This window comes from Kribbella sp. NPDC050241, assembly GCF_044459685.1.
Lineage (GTDB): Bacteria > Actinomycetota > Actinomycetes > Propionibacteriales > Kribbellaceae > Kribbella.
Genome location: NZ_JBITJE010000015.1, coordinates 130,547 through 156,105 on the forward strand (window position 1 = coordinate 130,547; position 25,559 = coordinate 156,105).

Here is a 25,559-nt window from a genome sequence, read left to right on the forward strand (position 1 = left end):
CAGCGTCGTCACCACGACCACCCACCACATCGCCGACAAGAGGGAGCTTCCGGCAACTACTGGTTCGTGGGAGTGACCAGACCGGTCTCGTACGCCGCGATGACGGCCTGGACCCGGTCGCGGAGGTTGAGCTTGGTGAGGGTGTTGCTGACATGGGTCTTGACGGTGTGTTCGCTGACGGTCAGGGCAGCGGCGATCTCGGCGTTCGACAAGCCGCGGGCGAGGAGGACGAGTGTCTCGCGCTCGCGGCTCGTCAGTACGTCGAGCGCAGCGGCCGGCGTACTGCGGGGACGGCTCCGGGTCAGATCGGCGATCAGGCGACGGGTGACACTCGGCGCGAGCAGAGACTCGCCGGCCACCACAACGCGTACGGCGTGCACCAAGTCGTCCCGCCGGACATCCTTCAGCATGAACCCACTGGCCCCGGCGTACAACGCGTCGTACACATAGTCGTCGGAGTCGAAGGTGGTGAGCATGACCACCTTCGCCGGGGTGCTCGCGCAGATCGTGCGGGCCGCGGCGAGGCCGTCGACGCGCGGCATCCGGACGTCGAGGAGAGCTACGTCGGGTGTGAGAGCCCGGACAAGCTCGACCGCCTCGGCACCATCGGCCGCCTCACCGACGACCTCGATATCGGGTTGCGCGTCCAGGATCATCGCGAAACCGCTGCGCACCAGCTCCTGATCGTCGGCCAGTACCACCCGGATCATGAAACCCCTTCCAAATAAGGCAATCTGGCCCGTACCTCGAACCCGCCACCACCCAACGGCCCGGCTTCCGCGAAGCCACCACAGGCAGCGGCGCGTTCGCGAATCCCGACCAGCCCATGCCCGCCGACCGACACCTCGGCGCCGATCCCGTCGTCCGTGATCGACAGCTCCAACCCTGCCTTCGACCAGTCCAGTAGTACGGCGACCCGCTGGGCGCGCGCATGCTTCACCGTGTTCGTCAGCGCCTCCTGGACGATCCGGTACACCGCGACCTCGGTGTCCGGCGCCATCGCGCGTCGTACGCCGGTCTCCTCCAACGACGCCGTACCCGTCACCAGTTCCGGCAGCGAAGCCAGCGTCGGCTGCGGCGCCCGGTCCTCCCCCGCCTTGAGTACGCCGAGCAGGCGCCGGAGCTGCACCATCGCGTCCCGGCCGGCGTCGGCGATCGCGTCGAAGGCACGTTCGGCCCGGTCCGGATCGGTGCGTACGACGACCGGCCCCGCCTCGGCCTGGACGACCATCAGCGTGACCGCGTGGGCCAGGATGTCGTGCATGTCTCGGGCGACCCGGGCCCGTTCCTCGGCGGCGGCCCGGGCGGCCTCCGACACACGCTCCCGCTCGAGTTGAGCGGCGCGTTCGCGGTGACTGCGTTCGAGCGAGCCGGCCAGGAAGGCGGCGACCGGCAGCAGGAAGGTGAACATGAACTCGTCCAGGTCGTTGTGCTTCAGCAGCAGCGACGCCGGCGGGAACGTGACCAGGATGACGACGAGCAGCCCGATCCGCTGCCACCGTTTGTGGCCGAGGCTGGCGAGCGTGTAGATCGCGACCAGGCCGCCGTACTGCAGGTTCTGACCCGGTCGATGGTGGAGCGAGACCAGCACCGCGGCCGCGCCGACGACGACCATCACGCCGAATGGCCAGCGGCGGCGCCAGAGCAGCGGGATCACGGTGGCCAGGTTGGCGACGACGCCGAGCGCTGTGATGGCTCCGGGTTCGCGGCCGATGAACGGCACCGAGGACGCGACGCCGACCGCGAGCACGACGGCGACGTCGATCATCCGATCTCGCGTGCGTGGACCGGGGATGCCGAGCCGCTCGAGTCCGCCCATCGCATCAGTCTGTCTCACCCGGGTCCTGCGGACCTGGCTCCCACGACGGAGATCAGCCCAGCGCACTCCGTCGTACGAGTGAGAGCCGGTGCAGGATCGTCCGCGAGACGGTCTTGAAACCGAGGGAGTCGTAGAGGCGGGTGGCGCCGGTGGGGCTGTCGGCGTCGACGCCCAGGGCCGAGCGGTCGCAACCGTCGGTGCGGGCGATTCGGAGGCTGGTGCTGATCGCGGCGCGGGCGAGACCCTGGCCCCGGTACTCGCGACGGGTTCCGACCTGGCCGATCCAGAGCTCGCGGTAGCCGGTGCGTTCGGTGTCGATCGGGAACTCGTACCCGAACGCGTACGCCGCGACCCGGTCGGCGTCGAGGACGACGCTCGACCACTCCGCCCGAAAGTGGCGGCTGCCGGTGAACCACCGGCGCCACGCCGCGTCGTCCTTCTCACTGACTCCCCAGTGGTCCCGGAAGATCTCGTTGTGCGCCAGCCGCAGCCGTTCGTCGTACGACGGCTCGAATCTGATGATCGTGAATCCGGCGGGCAGCGGCCGCACGCTGACGGGCTGATCGTCGTACCAATGACGCATCACCTCGAAGTAGCGGACCGGCTGGAAGCCGTGGGATGCGAGCATCGCGAGGGCGCCGGTGGCGATCGCCTCGACTTCGACGTCGACCACGTCGGCGGCGCGCTCGCGGGCCCGGTTCGTCTGCCAGACGAGGAGTGGACCGCCAAGGCCGGTCCGGCGCGATCGTGGATGGATACCGCCTTTCGCCTCCGCGACCGACTGCCCGTCACGCACCTGCGGCGGATCGACGAGGCCGTAGCCGGCCAGCCCGTCGGCATCCCAAACAGCCATTGAATCCTTGGCCAGGTCGAGGTCCGCGATGGCATCGGAGACGCCTTCCGCGGTGACGTACTGACCGCTCTGGTCTGCCTCGGCGATCGCGTTCGCCACCTCGACCACGGCCGGCACATCCTCAGGCCGGAGTGGTCTCGTCGTCACCCCGGCCGGCCAGTCCACGCCGCAACAGTAGAGCCTCAGGACTCCGGGCCGAACACCTGGCGGATCTCAGACTCGCCTTCCCAGCCCGGCCACGTCCGGCGATGAAGGTCCATGAAACGTTTGGTCCAGTGGACGACCTCGTCGCGGCCGGCCACGTCGTAGACCGCGTACGCGCCGAGCGGCAGCCCGTCGTCTCGCGGCCCTTCACTGACGGTCAGCGTCCCGGCGGAGACGGCGACCCGGGTAGCGGTTGCCACCGGCAACAGACCGGCAGTGTCGACCAGCACCCCGCTCCGGACCGCCTCCGCGCCGAGGGCGGCGATCCCCTCCGCCAGCTCCGGCGGTGGAAACCCGTAGTCCTCGGCGGCACGCAGTACGGCGATGAACCGCATCAGCGGGCCCGGCCCTCGTGCAGCATCCCGATCGACTTCTCGATCCGCCGGTCCCGGGTGGCGTCGGTCTTCGCGGACGTCACCTGCAGCACGTGCCACTGCTGCTTGCTGTAGCTCAGCGTCTCCCAGAACTCCTTGGCCTTCCCGTCCGCCGCCAACGCGGCCGCAAACTCCTCGGGTACCTCGAGCACCCGCTCGGCCGTGTCGAGTTCGACGTCGACCTCCATCACCCCACCGGGTACGACGCCTGCCTCGGTACGACGTTCAGCGCTGAAACCCAGCAGATAGCGGCCACCCATCCGGGCGATCGAGGTGCGGAAGGTGTAGCCGTTGACGGTGACACAGACCTTCGGGTGACCGCCGCCGCCGAGCGCCTCGACGACGTCGGTGGGTACCTCGAAGCCGGCGGTGTTCTTGCCCGTGGACAAGAGTTCGGCAGTGAACTTCATCGGACCTCCTCCGTCCGAGCGTGGAGCATCAGAAGGGTCAACCAGGTCCAGCCGAGGATCACGGCGACGGTGAAACCGAGGTTGCCGACGGTGCTGCCGCCCCCGGTGGACAGGCCGACGAGGCTGAGGAAGTAGACGACACCGGTGACCAGGGAGAAGCGGGACCAGCCTCGCTCGTTCTGGCGGGCGAACCTCCGGCTGAGCACGCAGCAGGCGACGATCAGGCCGATGAAACCGATGAAACCGGCGATGACGTGGCCGAACCCATGCCAGCTGACGCTGTCCGGGATCCCGGCGGGGGTACCGATCGGGAAGCCGTCGGCCGGGTCGGCCCGCATCAGACCGGCAGCGGCGACGCCTGCGCCGTACACGACGAGTCCGCCGACGGCCCAGCGGGATCGGAGTCCGGCGCGGCGCAGCGCGAGAGCGCCGACGACGGTGAGCAGGCCGGTCACGACCATCATCGTCGAATGGATCCAGCCGCCGTTGCCGTTCGCGAGCAGGCTCAGCGAGTGCCTGCGGATGTCGTAGCCGTCGCGGACGATCGCCTCGATGGTGCCGATGCCGACGTACAGCGGGCCGGCGATCGCACCGGCGAGCAGGAGTGGTGGTGCGGATTGCTTCGTCATGGTTGTCATGGCGGCAAGCCTGGAGCGCACCACTTCAGAAAACCTTTGGAGGACCTAGTCTGAGCCGCATGCGTTTCGGCGTACTGGGTCCGGTCACCGCGTGGACCGACGACGGCCAGGCGGTGCGGATCCCTGATCGCAAGGTGCGGGGGCTGCTGGCCGACCTGCTGCTGCACGCCGGCCGCCCGGTCGCCGTGACGACGCTCATCGACAATCTGTGGGGTGACGAACTACCCGGCAACCCGACCGCGACGCTGCAGACCCGGGTGTCCCAGTTGCGTCGCGCGCTGGAGGATGCCGAGCCGGGTGCTCGAGACCTCGTGCAGACCGGACCGGCCGGCTACCTGATCGCAGTGGCACCGGAGGCAGTCGACTCGGGCCGGTTCCGTGCCCTCGCCACTCGTGCCCGGCAGACCGGCAGCGCCCGGATGCGCGCCGCGACCCTCGCCGACGCGCTCACACTGTGGCGCGGTCCGGCGTACGCCGATGTGGCGCAGGAAGCGTTCGCCCGGGCGACGATCGACCGGCTCGACGAGGAGCGGCTCGCGGTCCAGGAGGCGTACGCCGAAGCGCGGTTCGTCCTTGGTGAGCACGAGGTACTTGTCGCCGAGCTGGCGGAGCTCGTCGCGCGTCATCCGTTGCGGCAGCGGCTGCGCGCCGTACAGATGAAGGCGCTGCATCGGTCCGGGCGGCAGGCCGAGGCGCTGGAGAGTTACGGCGACCTTCGAGATCGGTTGCGAGACGAGCTCGGGCTCGATCCGAGCGCAGAGCTGGGAGCGCTGCATCAGGAGATCCTGACCGAGGAGCCGGCTGCGACGACGGCGGCGAAGAGCAACCTTCCGGCCGGGCTCACGGAACTGATCGGCCGGGACGCGGCGGTCGACGACGTGGTGGAGCAGCTCGAGTCTGCGCGGCTCGTAACACTGACCGGCGCGGGTGGGGTCGGCAAGACGAGCCTCGCGCTCGCGGCCGCTCGTCGCGTCGACTCACCCGACGGGGTCTGGCTGGTGGAGTTGGCCGCGCTCGAGCCGGGCGCCTCCGCGCGCGAGCTGTCGACGCTGGTCGAGGCGACCGTGCAGCCGGGTGCCGACGTACTTGTTGTCCTCGACAACTGTGAGCACGTGATCGAGGCGGCCGCGGAGGTTGCGACCGGACTCCTGCGGTCGCCTGGTCTGCGGATTCTCGCGACCAGCCGCGAACCCCTGTCGATTGCCGGCGAACACCGGCGGCCGGTCCCTCCGTTGGACCTGCCGGCAGCCGGCGCCGACGCGGCCGAGAGTGCGGCGGTCCAACTCTTCGTCGCCCGCGCCGAGGCCGCCGATCCGCGCTTCCGGCTGACCGCTGACAACACCGATGCGGTCATTGCGTTGTGCCAGCGGCTGGACGGTTTGCCGCTTGCGCTGGAGCTGGCCGCGATCCGGGTGGGCGCGATGGACGTTCACGACCTCGTCGACCGCTTCGACAACCGGTACCGCCAGCGCGGTCTGCCCGACCGGCAGCAGACCCTGTCGGGGATGGTCGAGTGGAGCTGGGACCTGCTCGGCGAACCCGAACGCGCCGTGCTGCGCCGGCTCGCACCACATCCCGGCGGGTGCACGCTGGCCGCGGCCGAGGCGGTGTGCGCGGGTGACGACGTACCGGTGGCTGAGGTTGCGGAGCTTCTGACCAGGCTCGTCGACCGGTCGCTCGTCGTCCGTGTGGATGGAACGTCGGGGTCGCGCTATCGGTTGCTGGAGACGGTCCGCGCGTTCTGCCTGCAGCGGTTGGACGCTGCCGGCGAGCTCGACGCGACGCGGCGGCGGTACGAGCGGTACTTCGAGGGATTGGCGCAGCACACCGAACCGCGGCTGTACGGACACAGCGACCTGTTTGCCTACTTGGGCGGGCTGTACGGCGAGTCCGCCCCGCAGCGATCTCCGTCCACCGCGGCGTTGCGGCCGCGAATCGGGACCGTGGTGTCGCGCGACGGGACACCGATCGTGGTCGAGGTGTACGGCGACAGCGGTCCGGCGATCGTGCTCGTCGGTGGGGCGCTGAACGACCGGCGGACCTTCATTCCTTTGGCGAAACGGTTGGCCGACGGGTTCACGGTCGCGACGTACGACCGTCGTGGCCGCGGGGACAGTGGCGACGTGCAGCCGTGGGCGGTCGAGCGTGAGCTGGAGGACCTGGCCGCGGTCGTCGACGTCGTGGGAGGTTCGGCGTACGCGCTGGGTGTCTCGACGGGTGCCGTGTTCGCGGCGGAAGCCGCCGCGCAGGGGGTTCCGATCCGCGGGCTGCTGCTGATCGAACCGCCGTTCATCCTCGACGACACCCGATCCGTGCCGGTCGATCTCGCGAACCGGCTGCACGAGCTGATCGCGCAGGACCGGTACGGCGACGCGACCGAACTGTTCCTGGTGACAGCCGTGGAGATGCCGGCCGAGGTGGTCGCACCGCTGCGGAACGCCCCGCTGTGGAAGGACCTGGAGGCACTGGCCCCGACGCTTGTGTACGACGTACTGCTGATGGACGACTTCACGATCCCGGCTCACTGGGCGACCGCGATCACCGTGCCGACGCTGGTGATCGACGGCGGCGAGAGCCGGGATTGGCGGCGCAACACCGCGCGGATCGTGGCGGACCTGCTGCCGCAAGGCCGGCGGCTGACGATGGACGGTCAGCCGCACGATGTCGACCCGGAGGTGCTCGGCCCGATCGTGGCGGAGTTCATCACCGGGAGCTGAGGATGTCGAGACAGCCGAGCTGACTCCGACGTACCGGACGTGTGAGCTGATCGGCAGCTCGACGGACTCAGGAGACACTGTGGCTCAGCCCGTTCTGAACAGCATGTTGCTCGGCACTGCCGACCCCGACCGGTTGAAGGCCTGGTATCGCGACGGCTTCCACGCGGAGGTCGACGGCCACGGCAACCTGAACCTCGGCGGGTTCGGCCTGGTCGTCGAGCACCGCGACGACGTCGCCGTGAAGACCGCCGAGCCTGGCCGGTGCATCGTGAACTTCGCCGTCGACGACATCGAGGCGACGGCCGCACACCTGCGCACGCTCGAGGTGGAGTGGCTGGTCCAGCCGGAGGACCGCGGCATCGGCTGGTTCGCGACGCTGATCGATCCGGACGGCAACTACGTCCAGCTGATCCAGATGCGGCCGGAGTACTACGCCAAACTCTGACCAACGAAACGTCCGCACCGGACCTTGGGGATCCCGGTGCGGACGTGGTTCTCGGTTTCAGGTGGTGCTGTCAGGCGCATGTGTGCACGGGAGAAACGGCGGCAAGCGAGGGGCAGACTGCCCACACTCGCTTGCCGCCCGAACCCGATGCCTTCAGGGTGATCGAGGTGAGGTTCTCGACCGGCCGCGTTTCCGGGTGGGTTGTCTGGTGAGAAACGGAACGCGAGAAGGTATCGGGGGCTTTCTCAGCGGGGTGCTACGTCCCACATGCGCTCGCCGGGCAGGGGGTCGGGGAGCCGGTCCACGGCGGGCATCGGGTCGTTGGTGACCCGAAGTCCGGCGAAGCGACGGCTCATGGCGTGTGCATACCGTTCGGCCAACGCCGGCTCGGCGTTGTAGTCGGCGATCACGTGCTCACCGAACCAGACTCGGACGCGTCGGCGCTCAGACGTCTGGGTGGCGGTCGCGGTTGTCACTGGTCCTCCTGGCTGTCTTTCGAGATGTGCGGCCTGGGAACGCGGAGCGAGCGCGGTGCCGGTGCGCCGTGTGTTCACCGTCACGTCAGATCCAACGGAGGACGCGGACGCTAAGTCACGCCTCGATCGCGATTTGTCCGGCTGTGGGCAAACTTTTTCGAGACCGGGCAGGACCCAATTCTTCGAGCAGGTTTTCGACTGTCGTGATCGTCAGTCGAACGGCCCGCGCACGGAGACGCCGCCGTCCAGCACGACCTGCTGGCCGGTCATGTACGCCGAGGCGTCCGAGGCCAGGTAGACGACGGCAGCAGCCACCTCTTCCGACCTGCCGAACCGGCCTACCGGGATCTCCTCGACGACCTCGGCGTCCACGTTCTCGTTGGCCACCGCGGTCGCGATCGCACCGGCCGCCGCCACGTTCATCCGGATGCCGTCGCCGGCGTACTCGGCAGCGACCGTCCGGGCCAGGCTGAGCAGTCCCGCCTTCATCACGCCGTACGCCGCTTGTTGTGGTGCCGCCATGAAGCCGGTCACCGAGCCGACGCTGACGATCGCGCCGCCGGTGCCCTGGTCGAGGAACACCCGTAGCGCCGCTCGGACCGCGCGCGCCACGTAGCGGAGGTTGACCTCGTAGATGGTGTCCCAGTCCTCGTCGGCCATCTCGTGCAGCTTGACCGCCGGCACGAACGCGACCTGCCCGCCGACCACAGTGACCAGCACGTCGAGCCCGCCGAGATTTTCGACCGCTGCGGCAACCATCGCCTCGACGTCCTGTAGTGAACGGACATCCCCGGTCACGGCGTACGCCGTCGCGCCGCGCTGCCGCAGCGCCTCGGCCGCCTCTTCGGCCCGGCCGAGGTCAATGTCCGCGACAGTCACCGCGGCTCCCTCGACCCCGAAAGCCGCACTGACGGCGCGTCCGATCCCGCCGCCGCCTCCACCGATCACCAGTGCTCGTTTGCCGTTCAACCGCATGTCCGCGAGGGTAGATGATCGAGGCGTTCAGATTCACAGGGTTTCCTCAGGAACGACACGCCGGGCTGTCGGAACGACTCCGTACGCTGGAGACGTGACCATCGAAGACGCTGGAACGAAGGCACTGGCGGTCCCTGAAAGAGTGGCCGACGGAGTCGTGCAACCATCCGATCGGGTCCACCCCAACGGCCTCGAGGCTGTCCAGACCGAGCACTTGATCGGCAATGTCGGCGACGCGCTCCGTCTGCTCGACGCGGTGGAGCGAGTCCGCGGCCACGCGCATCCACTCATCCTCGGCCTGCAGGACGCGGTCGGGATGAAGATGCCGGCCGCGCTGATGCTGCACGCGATCGCGAACGGCCGCCGCACCGCGGACGACGTGGCAGAGCAGGTCGGTACGACTCCGGGCGAGGCGGAGCTGGCGATCGCCGAGCTCGAGGCGCTCGGCATGGTCCGGACCAACCCGGGGCTCGCGGTGACGTCGCTGGGCCAGGCGCGGCTGTCACAGCTGGACGGCCTGACGGTCCGCGTTCTCGACGTGATCACAGGGATTCTCGGGCCGACCGACGCGGCCCACCTGGTCCGTCTCCTGCACACCGTTGCCGACGGCCTCGAATCCGCCGCGGTCACGGCCACGGTCACACAGGCGATCCCACAGGTGGCGCTGCACAACTGAGTTCGCCGCGGTGTCGAAGAGCCCTCGACAGCCTCGACGTACCTGATATCAGGGAGTCAACCAGGAGGTTCGAGATGTTCAAGGACACCAAGGCGTTCAGCGGTTTCTCCGTGGACGACATCGCGATTGCGAAGGAGTTCTACGGGAGCACGCTGGGTCTGACCGTCGGCGAGGAGAACGGGATGCTGCAGCTGCAGATCTCAGGCGGCATCCCGATCCTCGTCTACCCGAAGCAGCATCACGTGCCGGCCGAGTACACCGTCCTCAACTTCCCCGTCGCGGACATCACGTCGACCGCGCGTGAGCTGACGGATCGCGGCGTGACGTTCGAGCGGTACAACGACGACCAGGACGAGCTCGGTGTCTACCGTGGCGTCGGCCCACTGATCGCCTGGTTCAAGGACCCGGCCGGCAACGTGCTGTCGATCATTCAGGAGTGAGGAATAGTGTCGTCGTACTGACCTAGGCGGCCCTTGTAGCGCACGCCGTTGAGGTACGGCCAGGCGTACGCCGTACAGCCGTGGAGACCAAGGGTTTGCTGCTGCATGACCGGTGCCGGCCGGCCCGGGCGCGGGCAGAGTTCGTGGCCGTAGCCGAGCCGGTGCCCGGTCTCGTGGTTGATCATGTACTGCCGGTACGTCGTCAGCGGTGCACCGAAGTTCGGTACGCCGTGCACCCAGCGGGCGACGTTGAGGACAACGCGGTCCCCGATCCGGCAACTGGTGTAGCGATCCGGCGCGGCACCGCAGATCGTGTCGCGCGTCTCCGGCGTGACCAGCATCAGCTTGAAGTCCGGCGTCTCGCCCGGCCCGAGCTGCCGGAACCGCCATTGCCCCTGCGACGCCCAGCCTTGCGGAGCGCCGTACGTCGCCCGCACGAACTGCGCCAGCTCAGTGCGATCGATCCCCTTGATGCCACCCTCGATCGCGATCTGGAACGTCAGCAAGGTCCCGGCCCGCCCGATCACCGCCGGATTCTCAGGCAGAACGGCGTACGACTGTGTCCCGCGCATCGGGTACGTGATCACCGGCTTCGGCGTCGCCGGCACCGGCGTCTCACCAGGTGCGGCTGTTCTGGACAGCTGTGGTACGACGCCTTGCGCGGACGCCTGCGCGCTCTCGGCACCCGGCTTCGACGGGTAGCCGTGGCGGGCGAACGGGCTGGCCGGCAGCTCGTACAGGGCCCCGATCGCGACCACCACAGCGGCGGCCAGCCCGACCGTCCTGACAACACTCCAGCGGCGCATCCCGTGAGCTCCTCACGACACCCCGGCGGGCGTCTTCTCACTCTCCTCTTGCCACTGTGCCCCGAAACCCTTCTCAATCCACAGATGAAGCCAGATCCGCCGGGTGATGCCGTGGCGGGTCAGCGGGTCAGGTGCAGCCGCAGAGCCGGGTAGCGGGACTCGATGAAGCCGAGCTCCCGGTAGAGCTCGATGCCCAGATCGGTCGCGTGCAGCTCGACCACACCCACAGGGGTCTCGTCGCGGAACCAGTCCATCAGCGCGCCGACGCACGCCCGCGCGAGGCCGCGGCGCCGGAAGTCCGGCTCGGTGCTGACGTTGTACAGGTGACCACGGTACGTGCTGAGGTCCTTCGGGCCCGGCGGGTGAACGAGTACGTCGCCCGCCGCGCCCGCGACCACGCCGGCTGCCGGGTCGTCCACGACGTACGCCGCGAACGCGTCCGGGGCCGCGAGCCGCTCGGCGAACCAGGCCAGCGCGATCGGCCGCCAGGGAGCGTCCGGTCCGCCGATGTCGGTGCCCATCGCGGCGAGCATCAATCCACGGAGCCGGACCAATGCCTCCGCGTCGTCCGGCTTCGCCCGTCGTACCTGAATGTCGGTCACCTGGAAGATCATGCCAACTTTTTGCCGCCCGGGTGAATCGAAGGAAGTGGACGCGCACCGGGGACGCGTCCACTTGTCCTGCCGTCGACCGCCGAGTGGAGCCCATGTCCTCGAGCAGCAGAGCCCGCCGTGCCTCTGGCTCCACCCGAGCCCGGAGGGCAAGGCCCCGCCGGCACACCTCGGTCGCCGCTGCCTGTCTCGCGGTCCTCGGCGCGCTCCTGCCAGGGACGGCGTACCTGGTCGCCCGCCGGTTCCGCCTCGGTATCGCCGTGACGATGCTGAGCCTCGCCGGGTACGCCGCAGCGGCGTACGTCGGCGTGAAGCGCCGGGACGACGTGATCGCGTGGGCCCTCGACCCAACGCTGCTGCTGTGGATGGTCGCCGGCCTGAGCGCGGTCGCGCTCCTGTGGGTCGTCGTGCTGGTCACGTCGTACAAGATGTTGCGCCCGCTGGCCGCGGGGCCCGGTGCGCGGATGTTCGGGTCGCTGGTGATCGGGCTGGTGTGCTTCGGGATGGCGGCCAGTACGGCGATGGGCGCGGAGACCCTGATGGCGCAGCGCAGCCTGGTCCAGAAGGTGTTCGGCGGGGAGGAGTCGAAGAGCCAGACCCGGCCGACGATCACCGCGAAGAAGGATGTCTGGGACCAGTTGCCGCGGCTGAACGTGCTGCTGCTCGGCGCGGACGACGGCGCAGACCGGGACGGCGCGCGGACCGACACCGTCATCGTGGCCAGCATCGACACCAAGACCGGTGACACCGCGCTGATCTCGCTGACGCGAAACTTCATGCGGATGCCGTTCCCGGCCGACTCACCGCTGCACGAGAAGTATCCGACCGGGTTCTGGGATCCGAAGCTGGGCGACACCGAGCAGTCGAACTTCTACCTGGACGCGATGTACCGGATGATCCCGCAGAAGTACCCCGGCATCCTCGGTCCGTCGGACAACGAGGGCGCCGACGTGCTCAAGCTGTCGGTGGGCGAGGCGGTCGGGCTGAAGCTGCACTACTACGTGCAGATCAACGTCATCGGGTTCTCGCAACTCGTGCAGGCGCTCGGTGGGATCAAGGTCAACATCAACTACCCGGTCCCGGTCGGGGGCGACGACGACAAGGACATCCCGCCGAGCCGCTACCTGCAGCCCGGGCCGGACCGGGAGCTGAACGGCTTCGACGCGATGTGGTTCGCCCGCGGCCGCTACCGGGTGCCAGGCGCGGATCTGGCCCGGCAGGCCCGGCAGCGCTGCACGATCAAGGCGATCGTCGAGCGTGCGACCCCGCAGAACGTGCTCGCCAACTACCAGTCGATCGCGAAGGCCGGCGAGCAACTGATCCGGACCGACATCCCGCAGAACCTGCTGCCGGAGTTCGTCACCCTCGGTCAGCGGGTGAAGTCGGCGAAGATCACCAACATCGACCTGGACAAGAAGAAGAACTTCCCGAACGGACGCAATCCGAACTACGCGGGGATGCGCGAGATCATCAACCGCGCCCTGAACCCGGCGGCGGCCCCCAAGCCGCACCCGACCACGACGGCACCTACTCGCAAGCCGACGACCACCAAGACCACCCCCGGGGACCTGGCGGACGACTGCGCCTACCATCCGACCAACTGAGGCCGGGGTCAGGCGTAGCGGACGCCGAGTCCGCCGTCGACGGCCCAGTTGGCGCCGGTGACGAAGGCGGCGGCTTCGGAGGCGAGGAAGCAGACCACCTCGGCGACGTTCTCCGGCGTACCGATCCGGCCGAGCGGGTGGACGCCGAGCGCTTTCTCGCGTTCGCCCGGGATCGTGTCGAAGAACTCCTCGAGCAGGTCGGTGCCGATGTAGCCCGGGCTGACCGCGTTCACCCGGACGTTGTGCTCGGCAACATCCAGCGCGAGTGACCGGGTCATCCCGACCAGGCCGGACTTGGCCGCGGCGTACGGGAACATCCCCGCGGTGGTCAGCTGCGAGTGGATCGACGCGATGTTCACGACCGACCCGTGCCGGCTCGCGATCATTGCCGGGAGCACCTGTCGCGCCATCAGCCAGGCGCCCTTCAGGTCCACGTCGAACACGCTGTCCCACTCGGCCACCGTCATCTTGGTGGCGTCGGCGTACGCGTTCTTGCCGGCGTTGTTGACCAGCACGGTGACCGGCTGCCCGAGGTCGTTCGTCAGCTTGTCCACCGCTTGCCGCACGGAAGCCTCGTCAGTGATGTCCCCCACCGCGGCCGCGGCCTTCGCCCCGGACTCCTGCAACTCCGCGGTCGTCGCGGTCAACTGATCCGCCAGTACGTCGACCAGCCCCACGGCCGCGCCTTCGGCAGCCGCCTTCACCGCCACCGCTCGCCCGATCCCCCGAGCAGCCCCCGTCACCAGCACAACTTCGTTCGCCAACCGTCCAGTCAACACAGTCTCCTCACGCTTGCCCGTCCCCCGACCCTAATCCGCCCCGGGCGGACGCGGCGGCTACCTGCGCGTAGTGGACAGCCATGGCCTGGTTCATGGGTTGTCGTAGGAGGACCAGTTGGTGGTAGAGGGGGGCGGTTGCGGTCATGACGACCTGGTGGGGGTCGGTTGACGAGGGAACCTCGCCTCGGGTGATGGCCCGCCGTACGACGGTCTCCGTACGGGTGTAGCGGTCGGTCCAGAAGCGAGTGAGGGCTTCGGCGGCCTCCGGCGTACGGAAGGAGGCTGCGATCACCGCTTGAGTGACGGACGGACGGGCGGTGAGCGCGGCGAACACCTCGCGGTTGATCGCGATCAGATCGCCCCCGAGCGAGCCTGTGTCGGCAGGCGCCCAGGCATCATCCGCGCCGGCCTGGAGCAGATCGACGAGCAGGCCCGCGACGGTCTTCCACCGGCGATAGACAGTCGTCCGGTGTACGCCGGACCGCGCCGCGACCGCATCGATCGTCAACCCGTCGTACCCGTGCTCGGCCAACTCGACCTCGACTGCCGCGAGCACGTCCGCCCGCACCCGCGCCGTCCGTCCGCCCGGCCTGCTTGCGCGTTCCGCGTCCGCCATGGCATCATCTTAATACGACATTCGTCGCATTAGTGGAGGACGCCAGTGATCTTCTGACCCGCCGTTCGCAGTCCAACGAACCCGCGAGAGAGTCAGGAGATCCGTATGTCTACCCAGCTGTCCCTGCACGACGTCACCAAGTCCTACGACCACCGAGTGGTGCTCGACCAGGTCACCTGCGCGTTCCCACCGGGCCAGGTCAGCGGCCTGATCGGCGAGAACGGCTCCGGCAAGTCGACGATGCTGCGGATCCTCGCCGGCCTCGAGCCGCCCACGGACGGCACGGTCACCGCGGCCGGCAGCATCGGCTACCTGGCTCAGGACAACCCGCTGCCGCTCGACCTCGACGTGAACGCGCTCGCCGACCACGCCCTGGCCGACCTGCGCCGGATCGAGTCACGCACGCGCGACCTGGAACTCCTCCTCGCCGAGGGCCGCACCGACGTCCTCGACGAGTACGGCGAACTCCAGACTGTGTTCGAGCTCCGCGAGGGGTACGACGCGGATGCGCGATTCGCTCGTGCTACCCACGGACTCGGGCTGAGCACGATCCCAGGCGATCGACGCCTGTCGGACCTGTCCGGCGGCGAACTCGCCCGCCTGCACCTGGCCGCAGCACTGGCGTCGGCACCGGAAATCCTCCTGCTGGACGAACCGACGAACCACCTGGACCACGCCGTACGACGTGTTGCTGCTCGACGAACCCACCAATCACCTGTCGCTCGTCCTGGTGGAGGAACTGGAGGCGGCCCTCGACCGGTACGCCGGTGCGCTCGTCGTGGTCAGCCACGACCGCCGGTTCATCTCCCGCTGGCACGGAGCCGTCCTCGACCTGAAGGAGACCTGCCTTGTCACTCGCTGAGTTCACCGCCGCCGGCCCGAACGAGGGCCCGTACGGCGTCGCTGTCGTCGACGGCGCGGTGTGGACGACGCTGGTCCACGCCGGCGTGGTCGCGCGCCTTTCGCGGTCTGCGAACCGGGCTCCGGGTGATCGGTTCGATCTCGATGCACCTGGTTCGCGGCCGAGTGTGATCGTGCCAGGACCCGACGGCGCCGTCTGGTTCACCCGCAACGGAGACGACCGCATCGGCCGGATCGATGCTGAAGGCAACATTTCGGCGTTCGCGGCGGCCGGGGCGCCGTACGGCCTGTGTGTGGGACCGGACGGCGCGTTGTGGTGCACGTTGATGAATACGGATCAGTTGGCCCGCATCACAGTCGACGGCGATGTCACGACGTACCCGATCGGAACCAGTGGCGGATTCCCGGCGATGATCACGGCCACCGACGAACTGTGGTTCACGCTCAACCAAGGCAACGCGATCGGCCGCATGACCACGAGCGGCGTGGTCACGACCTATCCCCTGCCGACCGCGGCCGCCGGACCCGTCGGGATCAGCGCCGGACCCGACGCGGTGTGGTTCGTCGAGATCCTCGCCGACCAGGCCGGGCGGATCGCGGCCGACGGGACGATCGAGGAGTTCCCGCTCCCCGAAGGATCCAAGCCCCACGCGGTCGCGGCGACCGGCGACGGCGGCTGCTGGATCACCTTGTGGGGTACGCATGCCCTGGTCCAACTCGATGCTGACGGCAACCTCATCACTCAGGTCCCGTTAGGCGACGGCTCCGAGCCGCACGGTCTGGCGGTCGACGCCGACGGCTCGGTCTGGGTAGCCCTCGAGACGGGCGCCCTCGCCCATTTTCAGAGGACGCCGGTGTAGGTCAGGGCAAACGTGCCGCACGGGAGGAGGAACAGCGATGCGAGCACGATGATCCCCTTGAACGACTGCCGCGGACCGATCAGCTTCGGGTACGCCGCAACCAGGACCGGCACCATCACCAACTCCAGCGGGAGCATGCTGCGCGGGATGATCGTTCCGGTCGCGGCCAGCACGACCGAGAGCGTTGCGGCGGCGATCCAGGCGACGTACCCGATCAGGTACGTCGTCCGCGCGCCGAAGCGCACCGCGATCGTGTGATAGCCGGCGGCCCGGTCGGCATCCAGGTCGGCGAGAGTCGTAGGAAGGTAGAGGCCCACTGCGGCAAGAGTTCCCTGCAGGCCCATCAGCCAGGGGAAGTCGCCGAGGTCGGGGTTGATCGCGGCCCAGCCGGCGAGCGGTCCGAAAGCGCCGAGGGCGAGGGCGTTGACCGCGACGTCGAAGCCGGCGCGAGTCTTCAGCCGGATCGGCGGCACGCTGTAGGCGTACCCGAGGAGCACCGCCAGCAGGACCCCGAGCGCGAACACGATGCCGACATGCAGGCTGACCCCGACGGCCACGACCGCGGCGGCGAACGCGAGACGCTTGGCCGCCCGCAGCGTGATCCGTCCGTCGAGGAGCGGGGACTTCGCCTTGCGCGGGTTGAGGCGATCGCTGGGCAGGTCGTACGCGTCGTTCACAGCCAGCACCGCCAGCCACACCAGCGGCCCCATCACCACCGCACCGACAATCAGCCGAGGCCACTCCTCGAGTGGCGGCACCAGGCGGTGCGTCGCGAGCAGGATGCCCACGTAGTACGGAACCACCGACACTGCCCAGAAGGCCGGCCGTCCCACCGCAATGACATCCCGAACTCTGGGCCCGACCGTCCGAACCGCCACCGACGTGGTCACACCATCACTGTCCACCCACCCCGGCCCACCACACCTCCACCCGAGGAGTGAACCGCCTCACGCCTACGAGTGACTGTGGCGCGTCCCACCTGCCTCTCCCGAAATCTGACAGTGCTGTTATGTTTGATACAACAGCACTGTTATATCTGGCTGGAGGAGCGTGTATGTACCCCGAGACGGAGCCGTACGACCAAGGGATGCTCGACGTCGGCGACGGGCACCGCATCTACTGGGAGGTCTGCGGCAACCCGGACGGGAAGCCCGCAGTGGTGATCCACGGTGGCCCGGGGTCCGGTGCCGGCGCCTGGTGGCGGCGGTACTTCGACCCGGCGAAGTACAAGGTTGTCCTGATGGACCAGCGGAACTGCGGCCGCAGTACGCCGGACGCCGCCGAGCCTGACGTGGACCTCAGCACCAATACGACCGCCCACCTGATCGCAGACCTCGAGCAGCTCCGCCAACAGCTCGGCATCGAGAAGTGGCTGCTGCTCGGCGCGTCCTGGGGCGCGACCCTCGGTCTCGCGTACGCCGAACAGCACCCGGAGTCGGTGTCCGAGATCGTGCTGTTCAGCGTCACGAACACGACCCGGCGTGAGGTCGACTGGGTCACCCGGGACATGGGCCGCGTCTTCCCCGAGGAATGGGAGAGGTTCCGCGACGTCGTACCCGCGGACCAGCGGGACGGAAACCTGGCCCTCGCCTACAGCCGACTGCTGCACGACCCGGATCCCGCCGTCCGGGAGCGGGCCGCCCGGGCCTGGTGCGACTGGGAGGACACCCACATCGCGACGCACCCGAACTACAAGCCGGACCCACGGTACGACGACCCCGTCATCCGGCTGCGGTTGGCCCGGCTCGTCACCCACTACTGGGGGCACGCTGCCTGGCTGGAGGAGGACGTGCTGGTTCGCGAGGCCGGAAAGCTGGCCGGCATTCCCGGGGTCCTGATCCACGGGCGGCTCGACATCAGCAGCCCGCCTGACATCGCCTGGCGGATGGCGCAGGCCTGGCCGGACGCGGAGCTTCACCTGCTCGAACAGGCGGGCCACGGCGCCGGCGGAGTGGGCATGCGGGAGCTGATCCTGGCGGCGCTGGACCGGTTCGCCGATCAGCGCCAGCACGTGCACGACAGGGCAAAGATTTGATCACTGATCTTTACAACGATTACTCGCCCCGGAACCCTTGGGTGGCATGACTCTGACCCGCCCGGAGCTCGTGACCGACTACACCCTCAGCCGGTCCGACATCGCGCACTTCGCCGAGCACGGCTTCGTCAAGCTGAAGAACGTGCTCAGCCCCGAGACCATCGCGGCGTACGAGCCGGAGATCACCGGCAAGGTGATCGAACTGAACACCCAGGACCTCCCGCTGGACGAGCGCGACACCTACGGGAAGGCGTTCCTGCAGGTGATGAACCTGTGGCAGGACAGCGAACAGGTGCTGGACTTCGTCTCGTCACCGCGGCTGGCCCGGATCGCGGCGCAACTGCTGGGCGTGCAGTCGGTCCGGCTGTACCACGACCAGGCGCTCTACAAGGAGTCCGGCGGTGGCGTCACGCCCTGGCATGCGGATCAGTACTACTGGCCGTTCGCGACCGACCGGTGCGTGACGGTGTGGGTGCCACTGCAGGAGACGCCGATGGAGATGGGCCCGCTGTCGTTCGCCGCGGGCAGCCACGTCTTCGAGCACGGCCGGGACCTGCCGATCAGCGACGAGTCCGAACAAGTCCTGCAGCAAGCCCTGGCCGAGCAGAACTTCGCTGAGGTATCCGAGCCGTACGAGCTCGGCGAGGTCAGCTACCACCTCGGCTGGACCTTCCATCACGCGCCGCCGAACACCACCGACGTACCGCGGCGGGTGATGACGATCATCTACGTCGACGCCGCCATGGAGATCGCCCCGCCGGTCAACAGTTTCCAGGAGGCCGACCTCGCCACCTGGATGCCCGGCAACGAGCCCGGCGAGCCGATCTCCTCACCCCTGAACCCCGTCCTGTACTGACGGGGCTCCCGGCAGGCGGCTGACAAAGCGCGTGCGCTCTGTACCTATTGGTATGTACGATCCCGCCATGGACAGCGATCGCCCACCGTTCCCCCGCACCGTCGCCTCCGACGCCTGGATCACCGGCCCGGCCTGGATCGAGAGCGTCGTACGACCCGGCCCGGCGCCGTCGACGCAGATCGACAGCGTCACGTTCGCCCCGGGCGCGCGCACCCGCTGGCATCGCCACGACGGCGAGCAGGTGCTGGTCGTGACCGCAGGCATCGGCCTTGTCCAGCGCAAGGGCGGCCCGGTGGAGGCGATCCGGACCGGCGATCGGGTCCGGATCAAGCCCGGCGAGTGGCATTGGCACGGCGCCGGGACGACGTCCTCGATGACCCATCTGGCGATCGAGCACCTCCCGCACGAGGGCGAGTGCGCCGAGTTCGGCGAGATAGTCGGGACGCTGCCCGGGGAGCCGGAGCCGGCGGCCGTGAGCCGAGCCGTCGTTCTCAACCAGGAGTTGCCCGAGGATCTCGCTGTACGGCGGGTCGAGGTCCGCCGGATCACCATCGAGCCGAACGGCCTGGCGGGCGCGCATGTCCACAACGGACCGGTGTTCGGCAGCATCGAGACCGGCTCGGTCAGGTACCAGGTGGCGGACGACGAGGAGCGCGTACTCAGGCCCGGTGATGTGTTCTACGAGCCGGCGAGCGAGCGCATCTCCCACTTCGACGCCCTCGAGGACGGCGTGACGTTCCTGGCCTACTTCCCCCTCACCACCGGCCAGGACGCGACCCTCGACATGCTCTAAAGCGTCCGCTTCTGGGGATAGATCGTCTCGCCTCGCGCCAACTGCTCGACGTACAGCGCGATCCGCTTCGTCCTGGTGTCGGCCCGCTTCGCCTCGTTGACCCGGTGGACGACCGCGAAGCGGTTCGCACTGGTGAGGATCTCGAACATCGCTTGGGCCCGGGGCTCCGCGGCCAGTGCCTCGACCAGATCCGTGGGGATCTCCAGCGCACTCGAGCCGCCGTACGCCTTGTCCCAGCGCCCGTCCGCCTGGGCTCGCTCGACCTCGGCGCGGCCGGCCGGAAGCATCCGGCCTTCGCGTTCCATCCGGGCGACAAGGCCGACGTTCCGCTGCGACCACAGGCTGCGCGACCGCCGCGGCGTGTAGCGCTGGATGAACGTGTGCTGGTCGCGACCTTTGCGCTGACCGTCGATCCAGCCGTGGCACAGCGCCTCCTCGAGTGCCTGGTCGTAGGTGAGGCTCGTCGGCGTGGTCACGTTCTTCTTCGCCAGCACCAGCCAGACGCCGTCGGGCTCACCATGGTGCTCGGCGAGCCAGGCATGCCAGTCGGCCGCGTCCGCGACGATCAGCTCGGCAGTCATGAGGCGGCCGCGGTGTAGCGGGCGGCGAGGTGGTGCGCGGCGTCGATCAGCTCGGCCGGGCCGACGAACTCGAGGTCGCACTCGAACATGCCGAAGGTTGCGGCCAGTCCGGTCCACGACCAACTGCTCAGGGTCAGCCGGCAACTCGACGCCGTGACCTCCTCGACGATCGCCCCACCGCCGGCCCACTGGACGATGTCGGACGCCTTCGCCTGCAGGATCGCCTCGCCTGTGCACGGCAACTGACCCCGGCCCTTGAACTTGCTGGAGATGTACGTCGCGACGTCCGGCGCGGGCAGGTCACGCGGCGTGAACCGCGGACCGGTCGGCGTCTTCGGCGTCATCCGATCCACCCGGAACGTCCGCCAGTCCTTCCGGTCGAGGTCCCAGCCGACCAGGTACCACCGCCCACCCCACGTCACGAGATGATGCGGCTCGACCTTCCGGGGCGGTACGAACTCGTCCGACGCACCCGGTGAGGCGTAGTCGAAGCGCAGTACCTCGTGCGCCCGGACCGCCATGCCGACCGCGATCAGCTGGTCCGAGTCGACCGCCGTACGACGTCTGTCGGCGTACTTGTCGACCGTCGTGACCTGGAGTGCATCGACGCGTTGGCGCAACCGGGCAGGCATCACTTGGCGGACCGTGGCGAGCGCGCGCAACGCCCCCTCCTCGATCCCGGTGACCGTGGTGGTCGCGGTCTGCAGAGCGACCGCGACCGCGATCGCCTGATCGTCGTCGAACAGCAGCGGCGGCAGGTCCGCCCCCGCATCGAGGCGGTAGCCGCCATCCGGTCCCTTGGACGCGCGCACGGGGTAGCCGAGGTCGCGCAACCGGTCGACGTCGCGGCGGACCGTACGCGGGCTGACCTCGAGTCGTTCGGCCAGCAGCGCGCCCGGCCAGTCGCGGCGGGCCTGCAGCAGGGACAGCAGCGAGAGGAGTCGGGCCGAGGTTTCGGACATGACTCCAGATTGCCAGAAGAAGCGGCCACAACCTGTCCGCTACTGCTGGAAATGTCTGAGGCATCAAGCCAAGACCGAAGGAGACATCGTGATCAGCACCCGACAGCTCACCCGCGACTTCGTGGTGAGCCGTACCGAGACAGTGCACGCGGTCCGCGGCATCAGCCTGGACGTCGAGCCCGGCGAACTGGTCGCCGTCCTCGGCCCGAACGGCGCCGGCAAGACCACCACGCTGCGGATGCTCACCACCCTGATCACCCCGACGTCGGGGACGGCGACGGTCGCCGGGTACGACGTGACCGCGCAGCCCGGCCAGGTACGCCGCCGGATCGGGTACGTCGGCCAGGGCAACGGCGCGGGCCACAACCAACGGGCCGGCGACGAACTGGTCGGCCAAGGCGTCATCTACGGACTCGACCGGCGTGATGCCAGGCGTCGTACCGGGGAACTGCTGGAAGCGCTCGAGCTGACCGAACTCGCCGGCCGCAAGGTGTCCGAGCTGTCCGGGGGTCAGCGTCGCCGGCTCGATGTCGCGATGGGACTCGTTCATGCGCCGAAACTGCTGTTCCTGGACGAGCCGTCGACCGGTCTCGACCCACAGAACCGCGCGAACCTGTGGGACCACATCCTGCGGATGCGCGAGCAGTACTCGATGACGATCGTCCTGACCACGCACTACCTGGACGAGGCCGACTCGATGGCCGAGCGGGTCGTCGTGGTCGACCACGGCGAGGTGATCGCGGACGACACCGCCAATGCACTCAAGGCCGAGCTGGCCGGCGACCGGCTCGCCATCACCGTTGCTCCAGGCAACCTTTCGAGGCTGGCCGAGCTGGCGGAGAAGGTGCCCGGCGCACGCGAAGTGGTTGCCGTCGGCGACGAGCTCAGTGTGCGGGTCGCGGACGGACCGGCCGCACTGCCCGAATTGATCACAGCAGCCCAGCAGTACGGCGTACCGATCGCGGCGGCGCAGGTGCATCGCCCGACCCTCGACGACGTGTTCCTCAACCTCACCGGCCGCAGCCTGCGCGAGACGGATGTTGCGACCAACGGAAAGGCCGCCTGATGACCACCCTCACCCTGTCCACCGTCGACCTTGCCGCGACTCAGGACCAGCCGGCGCGCAGCCTGGTGCGCGATATCCGGATCGTGATGACGCGCGAACTCAAGCCGGTGCTGCGGGATCCGTTCTCCTTGTTGTTCGGGATGATCCAGCCGCTGGTGTTCCTGGTCCTGTTCGGGCCGCTGCTGTCCGGGTCGATGGGCGGTGCGTTCGGCGACGGCGTCTGGCAGTGGTTCGTGCCGTCGATCCTGGTGATGACGACGCTGTTCGGTACGTCGACCACCGGCGCGAACCTGTTGTTCGAGTTCCAGACCGGCGCGCACGAACGGATGCTGGTCACGCCGCTGTCGCGGTCGTCGCTGCTGATCGGCCGGGCGCTGAAGGAGATGGTGCCGCTGTTCGGCCAGGCGGTCATCGTGATCGCGGTGATGACGCCGTTCGCGTTCGACCTGCACCTCGGTGGCGCGGTGGTCGGGATGGCGCTGCTGGCGGTGTTCGGGATCGGGCTGGGCGCGTTCAGCTACGCGCTGGCGATCGCGGTCCGCAAGCAGGACTGGATGTTCTGGGTGGTGCAGCAGACGTTCCTGTTCCCGGTGATGATCCTGTCCGGGATGTTGCTGCCGCTGGAGACCGGTCCAGGGTGGATGAAGGTCGCGGCGAAGTTCGACCCGCTCTCGTACGTCGTCGACGCGGAACGGGCACTGTTCTCCGGCGACGTACTGACCACCGCGGTGCTCTGGGGCTGGGTCGCCGCGATCGTCACCGCCGCCCTCGGGCTGACCGTCGGCATCCGGTCGATGCTTCGCTCGGCCGGCTGACCCAATTGGGTCACTGGCTCTCCTGAGCCGCTCGCGGGGCCATGATTCACCTACGGTAGCGGGCAGATCACCCACCGCCCACAAGGAGATCTGATGAGGCCCCGCCCTGCGCTTCTGACCATGTTCAGTTCCCTGGCCGTCGCCGCGCTCGTCGCCACGAGCGCGGCGGCCGCCGTACCTCCCTCGCCCGACGGATCCCGCGCCCCGGCCGTCCAGGCCGCGACCGACACTGATCGCGACGCCCTCCCCGACGCCTGGGAGACAGGAGGATACGACGCCAACGGTGACGGCGTGGTCGACGTCGACCTGCCCGGGATGGGCGCGACGCCGGACAAGAAGGACCTGTTCGTCGAGATGGACTACATGGACGGCCGGCTCGCCAGCGCGGCCGCGCTCGACCGGATCGTCCAAGTCTACGCGACCGCGCCGGTCAGCAACCCGGACGGCAGCACCGGCATCCGGGTCCACCTCGACGCCGGCTCCGCCCGCGGAACGAAGTACGACCTCGGCGGCGGCAACCAGGTCCCGTACGACGCCGATCTCAAACCGTCGGCCACCCAGACCAACGCGATCAAGGCAGCGAACTTCGCCTCGGTGCGCAAGGCCGTCTTCTACTACATGATCTGGGGCGACAGCTACGACGGCGGCTGCAGCAGCGGCCAGGCCTTCAACATCCCGAACGACACGTTCATCGTCACGGTCGGCCCGAAGTGCAGCTGGAACGCGACCGACAACTACAACGTCGGCACGTTCGTGCACGAGTTCGGCCACAACATCGGCCTGAAGCACGGCGGCACGAACAACGTGAACTACAAGCCGAACTACCTGAGCGTGATGAACTACTTCTTCCAGCTCGGCGGCGTACTGAAGTCCGACGGAAGCCTCTACTGGGGCTACTCGAACGTCGCCCCGCCGGCGCTGAACGAGGCCAGCCTGAAGGAGTCCGCCGGCCTCGGTAGCTCCGCAGCGGCGTTCAAGACGATGTGGAAGTGCCCGAACGGTTCGAACCGTACGACGTCCGGCGCCGCCAGCGGCCCGATCGACTGGAACTGCGACGGTGACACCGCGGACACCACCGCAGCCGACATCAACGACGACAACGCCACCACGTCGCTGACCGCCCAGAACAACTGGGCCAGCCTGATCTTCGGCGGTGGGGCCGTCGGTGGAGGCACCACGGTCCAACCCAAGGCCGGCACGGGGGAGATCCAGGAACTCACCCACGACGAGTGGACCGCGATGCAGCACTGACCCGGACCGCCAGCACTCATCAAGTGACTTCGCGGGTGGTCGCCTGAGCGTGCGACCACCCGCGAAGCATCGGTTGGTGAGTGCTGGCGGTTCACTCCGCCCAGACGCCGGTCGCCGCGGTCTCGCGGGCCCAGTCGGCGAAGTCACGCGGCGGCCGGCCGAGAACCCGCTGGACTCCGTCGGACACGTACTCCGAGCGGTGGTTGCGGATCACCGCGAACAGGTCGCGGACGGCCTCGGCATCCTCCTGGGGCAGACCGTCCTCGCGGAGCTCTTCGACGTGGACGTCCGGCTCGACGTCGACGTACTCGATCGGGCGGCCGGTGGCGGCCGAGAGCTCGGCGGCGACCTCGGTCATGGTGAGCGGGCGCGGACCTGACACCGCGATCACCTGGCCGGTGTACGACTCGTCGAGCAACGCGGCGGCCATCACGTCGCCGACGTCGTTGGTGTCGATCCAGGCCTCGCCACCAGTGCCCGCGGAAACGCGGATCTCGCTGGCCTGGACGTGGGATCGGAGGAAGTCCTCGCTGAAGCCCTGCGCGAACCAGGCCGGCTGGACGATGGTCCAGTCCGCGCCGCTCGCCTGCACCGCGTGCTCCAGGTCGAGCTGACCGTCGTACACGGCGAAGTCCCGGCCAGGGCTGCCGACGCCGCGGCCTGACAGGAGGACCACGCGGCGGAGGCCTTGGGCCGCAGCCTCCTTGATGAACCGGCCGGCCTGCGCGAGTCCGGTCGGCCCGACCGGCGGCGCCAGGTACGCCGTGTCGGCGCCGGCGATCGTTTCCGGCCAAGTGCTGTCGTCGTACCAGTCGAAGCGCTGCTCGCTCGACCGGGACGCCAGCCGGTACGGGACGCCGCGTGTCTCGAGCTGCTCGACGACGCGGCGGCCGGTCTTGCCTTTACCACCCAGGATGAGAATCGGTGTCGTTGTCATGCCTCTAGTGCCGCGCGTCGTTAGTTGATTTACGGTTGGTGGTTGGGATGATGAGGCATGGCCAATCGTCCTGCTGCTGCGTTGGTGTTGCGTGAGGGT

Annotated in this window: 29 protein-coding genes; 13 read left to right on the forward strand and 16 right to left on the reverse strand. The window is 68.7% G+C overall.

The window, feature by feature from the left end:
* Positions 1–56 precede the first annotated feature (56 nt).
* From ACIBG5_RS39850 to ACIBG5_RS39875, 6 genes are read right to left on the reverse strand one after another with little or no spacing between them, the layout of a single operon-like run.
* A complete protein-coding gene (locus tag ACIBG5_RS39850) occupies positions 57–710 on the reverse strand; it encodes a response regulator (protein ID WP_396397136.1) in 654 nt (217 codons plus the stop codon).
* Entirely contained in the window at positions 707–1,819 is a 1,113-nt protein-coding gene (locus ACIBG5_RS39855) for a sensor histidine kinase (protein WP_396397137.1), read from the reverse strand. Before ACIBG5_RS39855 ends, ACIBG5_RS39850 begins: the two co-directional genes overlap by 4 nt.
* Positions 1,820–1,871: 52 nt before the next feature.
* Positions 1,872–2,837 carry a GNAT family N-acetyltransferase gene (locus ACIBG5_RS39860; RefSeq protein WP_396397139.1) on the reverse strand — a complete coding sequence of 322 codons (966 nt, stop codon included), beginning with the start codon at positions 2,835–2,837 and terminating at the stop codon, positions 1,872–1,874.
* A 17-nt stretch (positions 2,838–2,854) separates the two neighbouring features.
* Positions 2,855–3,211, reverse strand: a complete 357-nt coding sequence (locus ACIBG5_RS39865) for a YciI family protein (RefSeq protein ID WP_396397140.1) — start codon at positions 3,209–3,211, stop codon at positions 2,855–2,857.
* Positions 3,211–3,660: a YdeI/OmpD-associated family protein gene (locus tag ACIBG5_RS39870; RefSeq protein ID WP_396397141.1), complete on the reverse strand. Its 450-nt coding sequence runs from the start codon at positions 3,658–3,660 to the stop codon at positions 3,211–3,213. The genes ACIBG5_RS39865 and ACIBG5_RS39870 overlap by 1 nt, the downstream gene beginning before the upstream one ends.
* Positions 3,657–4,298, reverse strand: a complete 642-nt coding sequence (locus ACIBG5_RS39875) for a DUF998 domain-containing protein (RefSeq protein WP_396397143.1) — start codon at positions 4,296–4,298, stop codon at positions 3,657–3,659. Before ACIBG5_RS39875 ends, ACIBG5_RS39870 begins: the two co-directional genes overlap by 4 nt.
* 59 nt (positions 4,299–4,357) lie before the next feature.
* Here ACIBG5_RS39875 and ACIBG5_RS39880 point away from each other — a divergent pair, with 59 nt between their 5' ends.
* Complete coding sequence (locus ACIBG5_RS39880; RefSeq protein WP_396397144.1) at positions 4,358–7,015, forward strand: alpha/beta fold hydrolase; 2,658 nt, start codon at positions 4,358–4,360, stop codon at positions 7,013–7,015.
* 79 nt (positions 7,016–7,094) lie between these two features.
* Positions 7,095–7,460: a VOC family protein gene (locus ACIBG5_RS39885; RefSeq protein ID WP_396397146.1), complete on the forward strand. Its 366-nt coding sequence runs from the start codon at positions 7,095–7,097 to the stop codon at positions 7,458–7,460.
* A 245-nt stretch (positions 7,461–7,705) separates the two neighbouring features.
* On the opposite strand, the gene ACIBG5_RS39890 is transcribed toward ACIBG5_RS39885, so the two are convergent.
* Together ACIBG5_RS39890 and ACIBG5_RS39895 are read right to left on the reverse strand one after the other, a co-directional pair.
* A complete protein-coding gene (locus ACIBG5_RS39890) occupies positions 7,706–7,936 on the reverse strand; it encodes a hypothetical protein (protein ID WP_012924486.1) in 231 nt (76 codons plus the stop codon).
* Between the two features lie 210 nt (positions 7,937–8,146).
* The gene (locus tag ACIBG5_RS39895) at positions 8,147–8,911 is read right to left on the reverse strand and encodes an SDR family NAD(P)-dependent oxidoreductase (protein ID WP_396397148.1); all 765 of its coding nucleotides are present in this window, start codon (positions 8,909–8,911) and stop codon (positions 8,147–8,149) included.
* A gap of 94 nt (positions 8,912–9,005) precedes the next feature.
* Between ACIBG5_RS39895 and ACIBG5_RS39900 the strand changes: the two genes are divergently transcribed.
* Entirely contained in the window at positions 9,006–9,587 is a 582-nt protein-coding gene (locus ACIBG5_RS39900; protein ID WP_396397150.1) for a MarR family transcriptional regulator, read from the forward strand.
* 74 nt (positions 9,588–9,661) lie between these two features.
* Entirely contained in the window at positions 9,662–10,027 is a 366-nt protein-coding gene (locus ACIBG5_RS39905; protein ID WP_396397151.1) for a VOC family protein, read from the forward strand.
* Here the strand turns inward: ACIBG5_RS39905 and ACIBG5_RS39910 are convergent.
* Both ACIBG5_RS39910 and ACIBG5_RS39915 read right to left on the reverse strand, forming a co-directional pair.
* Complete coding sequence (locus ACIBG5_RS39910; protein WP_396397152.1) at positions 10,018–10,833, reverse strand: DUF3152 domain-containing protein; 816 nt, start codon at positions 10,831–10,833, stop codon at positions 10,018–10,020. The two genes, ACIBG5_RS39905 and ACIBG5_RS39910, sit on opposite strands and share 10 nt — an antisense overlap.
* 119 nt (positions 10,834–10,952) lie before the next feature.
* Positions 10,953–11,435 (reverse strand): GNAT family N-acetyltransferase, encoded by a 483-nt coding sequence (locus ACIBG5_RS39915; protein WP_396397154.1) that lies wholly within the window; start codon positions 11,433–11,435, stop codon positions 10,953–10,955.
* A gap of 104 nt (positions 11,436–11,539) precedes the next feature.
* Between ACIBG5_RS39915 and ACIBG5_RS39920 the strand changes: the two genes are divergently transcribed.
* Positions 11,540–13,048, forward strand: coding sequence for an LCP family protein (locus ACIBG5_RS39920; protein ID WP_396397155.1), 1,509 nt, complete (start codon positions 11,540–11,542; stop codon positions 13,046–13,048).
* 8 nt (positions 13,049–13,056) lie between these two features.
* Here the strand turns inward: ACIBG5_RS39920 and ACIBG5_RS39925 are convergent, their stop codons facing one another.
* Positions 13,057–13,824 carry an SDR family NAD(P)-dependent oxidoreductase gene (locus ACIBG5_RS39925; RefSeq protein ID WP_396397156.1) on the reverse strand — a complete coding sequence of 256 codons (768 nt, stop codon included), beginning with the start codon at positions 13,822–13,824 and terminating at the stop codon, positions 13,057–13,059.
* Positions 13,825–13,834: 10 nt separating this feature from the next.
* Positions 13,835–14,443, reverse strand: coding sequence for a TetR/AcrR family transcriptional regulator (locus tag ACIBG5_RS39930; RefSeq protein WP_396397158.1), 609 nt, complete (start codon positions 14,441–14,443; stop codon positions 13,835–13,837).
* Positions 14,444–14,548: 105 nt separating this feature from the next.
* Here ACIBG5_RS39930 and ACIBG5_RS39935 point away from each other — a divergent pair, with 105 nt between their 5' ends.
* The gene (locus tag ACIBG5_RS39935) at positions 14,549–15,475 is read left to right on the forward strand and encodes an ATP-binding cassette domain-containing protein (protein WP_396397159.1); all 927 of its coding nucleotides are present in this window, start codon (positions 14,549–14,551) and stop codon (positions 15,473–15,475) included.
* 2 nt (positions 15,476–15,477) lie between these two features.
* Positions 15,478–16,164, forward strand: coding sequence for a virginiamycin B lyase (locus ACIBG5_RS39940; RefSeq protein WP_396397160.1), 687 nt, complete (start codon positions 15,478–15,480; stop codon positions 16,162–16,164).
* Here the strand turns inward: ACIBG5_RS39940 and ACIBG5_RS39945 are convergent.
* Positions 16,146–17,054 carry a UbiA prenyltransferase family protein gene (locus ACIBG5_RS39945; protein ID WP_396397162.1) on the reverse strand — a complete coding sequence of 303 codons (909 nt, stop codon included), beginning with the start codon at positions 17,052–17,054 and terminating at the stop codon, positions 16,146–16,148. The genes ACIBG5_RS39940 and ACIBG5_RS39945 overlap by 19 nt on opposite strands.
* A 164-nt stretch (positions 17,055–17,218) precedes the next feature.
* Between ACIBG5_RS39945 and pip the strand changes: the two genes are divergently transcribed.
* The 3 genes from pip to ACIBG5_RS39960 all read left to right on the forward strand — a co-directional run bounded on the left by pip (position 17,219) and on the right by ACIBG5_RS39960 (position 19,848).
* Entirely contained in the window at positions 17,219–18,199 is a 981-nt protein-coding gene (gene pip, locus ACIBG5_RS39950; protein ID WP_396397164.1) for a prolyl aminopeptidase, read from the forward strand.
* A 46-nt stretch (positions 18,200–18,245) separates the two neighbouring features.
* Positions 18,246–19,055, forward strand: a complete 810-nt coding sequence (locus ACIBG5_RS39955) for a phytanoyl-CoA dioxygenase family protein (protein ID WP_393385558.1) — start codon at positions 18,246–18,248, stop codon at positions 19,053–19,055.
* A gap of 67 nt (positions 19,056–19,122) precedes the next feature.
* Positions 19,123–19,848 (forward strand): cupin domain-containing protein, encoded by a 726-nt coding sequence (locus tag ACIBG5_RS39960; RefSeq protein ID WP_396397165.1) that lies wholly within the window; start codon positions 19,123–19,125, stop codon positions 19,846–19,848.
* Here ACIBG5_RS39960 and ACIBG5_RS39965 read toward each other — a convergent pair.
* Together ACIBG5_RS39965 and ACIBG5_RS39970 are read right to left on the reverse strand one after the other, a co-directional pair.
* Positions 19,845–20,429, reverse strand: coding sequence for a YdeI family protein (locus ACIBG5_RS39965; RefSeq protein WP_396397166.1), 585 nt, complete (start codon positions 20,427–20,429; stop codon positions 19,845–19,847). The genes ACIBG5_RS39960 and ACIBG5_RS39965 overlap by 4 nt on opposite strands.
* Positions 20,426–21,391, reverse strand: a complete 966-nt coding sequence (locus ACIBG5_RS39970; RefSeq protein ID WP_396397167.1) for a helix-turn-helix transcriptional regulator — start codon at positions 21,389–21,391, stop codon at positions 20,426–20,428. Before ACIBG5_RS39970 ends, ACIBG5_RS39965 begins: the two co-directional genes overlap by 4 nt.
* Positions 21,392–21,479: 88 nt before the next feature.
* On the opposite strand from ACIBG5_RS39970, the gene ACIBG5_RS39975 reads away from it, so the two are divergent.
* From ACIBG5_RS39975 to ACIBG5_RS39985, 3 genes are all read left to right on the forward strand, one after another.
* A complete protein-coding gene (locus tag ACIBG5_RS39975) occupies positions 21,480–22,457 on the forward strand; it encodes an ATP-binding cassette domain-containing protein (RefSeq protein ID WP_396397168.1) in 978 nt (325 codons plus the stop codon).
* Complete coding sequence (locus tag ACIBG5_RS39980) at positions 22,457–23,272, forward strand: ABC transporter permease (protein WP_396397169.1); 816 nt, start codon at positions 22,457–22,459, stop codon at positions 23,270–23,272. The genes ACIBG5_RS39975 and ACIBG5_RS39980 overlap by 1 nt, the downstream gene beginning before the upstream one ends.
* A gap of 93 nt (positions 23,273–23,365) precedes the next feature.
* Positions 23,366–24,523, forward strand: a complete 1,158-nt coding sequence (locus ACIBG5_RS39985; RefSeq protein ID WP_396397171.1) for a hypothetical protein — start codon at positions 23,366–23,368, stop codon at positions 24,521–24,523.
* A gap of 91 nt (positions 24,524–24,614) precedes the next feature.
* Here ACIBG5_RS39985 and ACIBG5_RS39990 read toward each other — a convergent pair whose 3' ends face one another.
* Positions 24,615–25,460, reverse strand: a complete 846-nt coding sequence (locus ACIBG5_RS39990; RefSeq protein ID WP_396397173.1) for an NAD(P)H-binding protein — start codon at positions 25,458–25,460, stop codon at positions 24,615–24,617.
* Between the last annotated feature and the right edge of the window lie 99 nt (positions 25,461–25,559).

Excerpts from the sequence above, each read along its gene's own strand:
- ACIBG5_RS39980 (WP_396397169.1), top strand. The coding sequence starts at position 22,457 with ATGACCACCCTCACCCTGTCCACCGTCGACCTTGCCGCGACTCAGGAC.
- ACIBG5_RS39875 (WP_396397143.1), bottom strand. The coding sequence starts at position 4,298 with ATGACAACCATGACGAAGCAATCCGCACCACCACTCCTGCTCGCCGGT.
- ACIBG5_RS39960 (WP_396397165.1), top strand. The coding sequence starts at position 19,123 with ATGGACAGCGATCGCCCACCGTTCCCCCGCACCGTCGCCTCCGACGCC.
- ACIBG5_RS39855 (WP_396397137.1), bottom strand. The coding sequence starts at position 1,819 with ATGGGCGGACTCGAGCGGCTCGGCATCCCCGGTCCACGCACGCGAGAT.
- ACIBG5_RS39850 (WP_396397136.1), bottom strand. The coding sequence starts at position 710 with ATGATCCGGGTGGTACTGGCCGACGATCAGGAGCTGGTGCGCAGCGGT.
- ACIBG5_RS39985 (WP_396397171.1), top strand. The coding sequence starts at position 23,366 with ATGAGGCCCCGCCCTGCGCTTCTGACCATGTTCAGTTCCCTGGCCGTC.
- ACIBG5_RS39910 (WP_396397152.1), bottom strand. The coding sequence starts at position 10,833 with ATGCGCCGCTGGAGTGTTGTCAGGACGGTCGGGCTGGCCGCCGCTGTG.
- ACIBG5_RS39965 (WP_396397166.1), bottom strand. The coding sequence starts at position 20,429 with ATGACTGCCGAGCTGATCGTCGCGGACGCGGCCGACTGGCATGCCTGG.
- ACIBG5_RS39920 (WP_396397155.1), top strand. The coding sequence starts at position 11,540 with ATGTCCTCGAGCAGCAGAGCCCGCCGTGCCTCTGGCTCCACCCGAGCC.
- ACIBG5_RS39990 (WP_396397173.1), bottom strand. The coding sequence starts at position 25,460 with ATGACAACGACACCGATTCTCATCCTGGGTGGTAAAGGCAAGACCGGC.
- ACIBG5_RS39895 (WP_396397148.1), bottom strand. The coding sequence starts at position 8,911 with ATGCGGTTGAACGGCAAACGAGCACTGGTGATCGGTGGAGGCGGCGGC.
- ACIBG5_RS39865 (WP_396397140.1), bottom strand. The coding sequence starts at position 3,211 with ATGCGGTTCATCGCCGTACTGCGTGCCGCCGAGGACTACGGGTTTCCA.
- ACIBG5_RS39880 (WP_396397144.1), top strand. The coding sequence starts at position 4,358 with ATGCGTTTCGGCGTACTGGGTCCGGTCACCGCGTGGACCGACGACGGC.
- ACIBG5_RS39970 (WP_396397167.1), bottom strand. The coding sequence starts at position 21,391 with ATGTCCGAAACCTCGGCCCGACTCCTCTCGCTGCTGTCCCTGCTGCAG.
- pip (WP_396397164.1), top strand. The coding sequence starts at position 17,219 with ATGTACCCCGAGACGGAGCCGTACGACCAAGGGATGCTCGACGTCGGC.
- ACIBG5_RS39955 (WP_393385558.1), top strand. The coding sequence starts at position 18,246 with ATGACTCTGACCCGCCCGGAGCTCGTGACCGACTACACCCTCAGCCGG.
- ACIBG5_RS39905 (WP_396397151.1), top strand. The coding sequence starts at position 9,662 with ATGTTCAAGGACACCAAGGCGTTCAGCGGTTTCTCCGTGGACGACATC.
- ACIBG5_RS39870 (WP_396397141.1), bottom strand. The coding sequence starts at position 3,660 with ATGAAGTTCACTGCCGAACTCTTGTCCACGGGCAAGAACACCGCCGGC.
- ACIBG5_RS39935 (WP_396397159.1), top strand. The coding sequence starts at position 14,549 with ATGTCTACCCAGCTGTCCCTGCACGACGTCACCAAGTCCTACGACCAC.
- ACIBG5_RS39930 (WP_396397158.1), bottom strand. The coding sequence starts at position 14,443 with ATGGCGGACGCGGAACGCGCAAGCAGGCCGGGCGGACGGACGGCGCGG.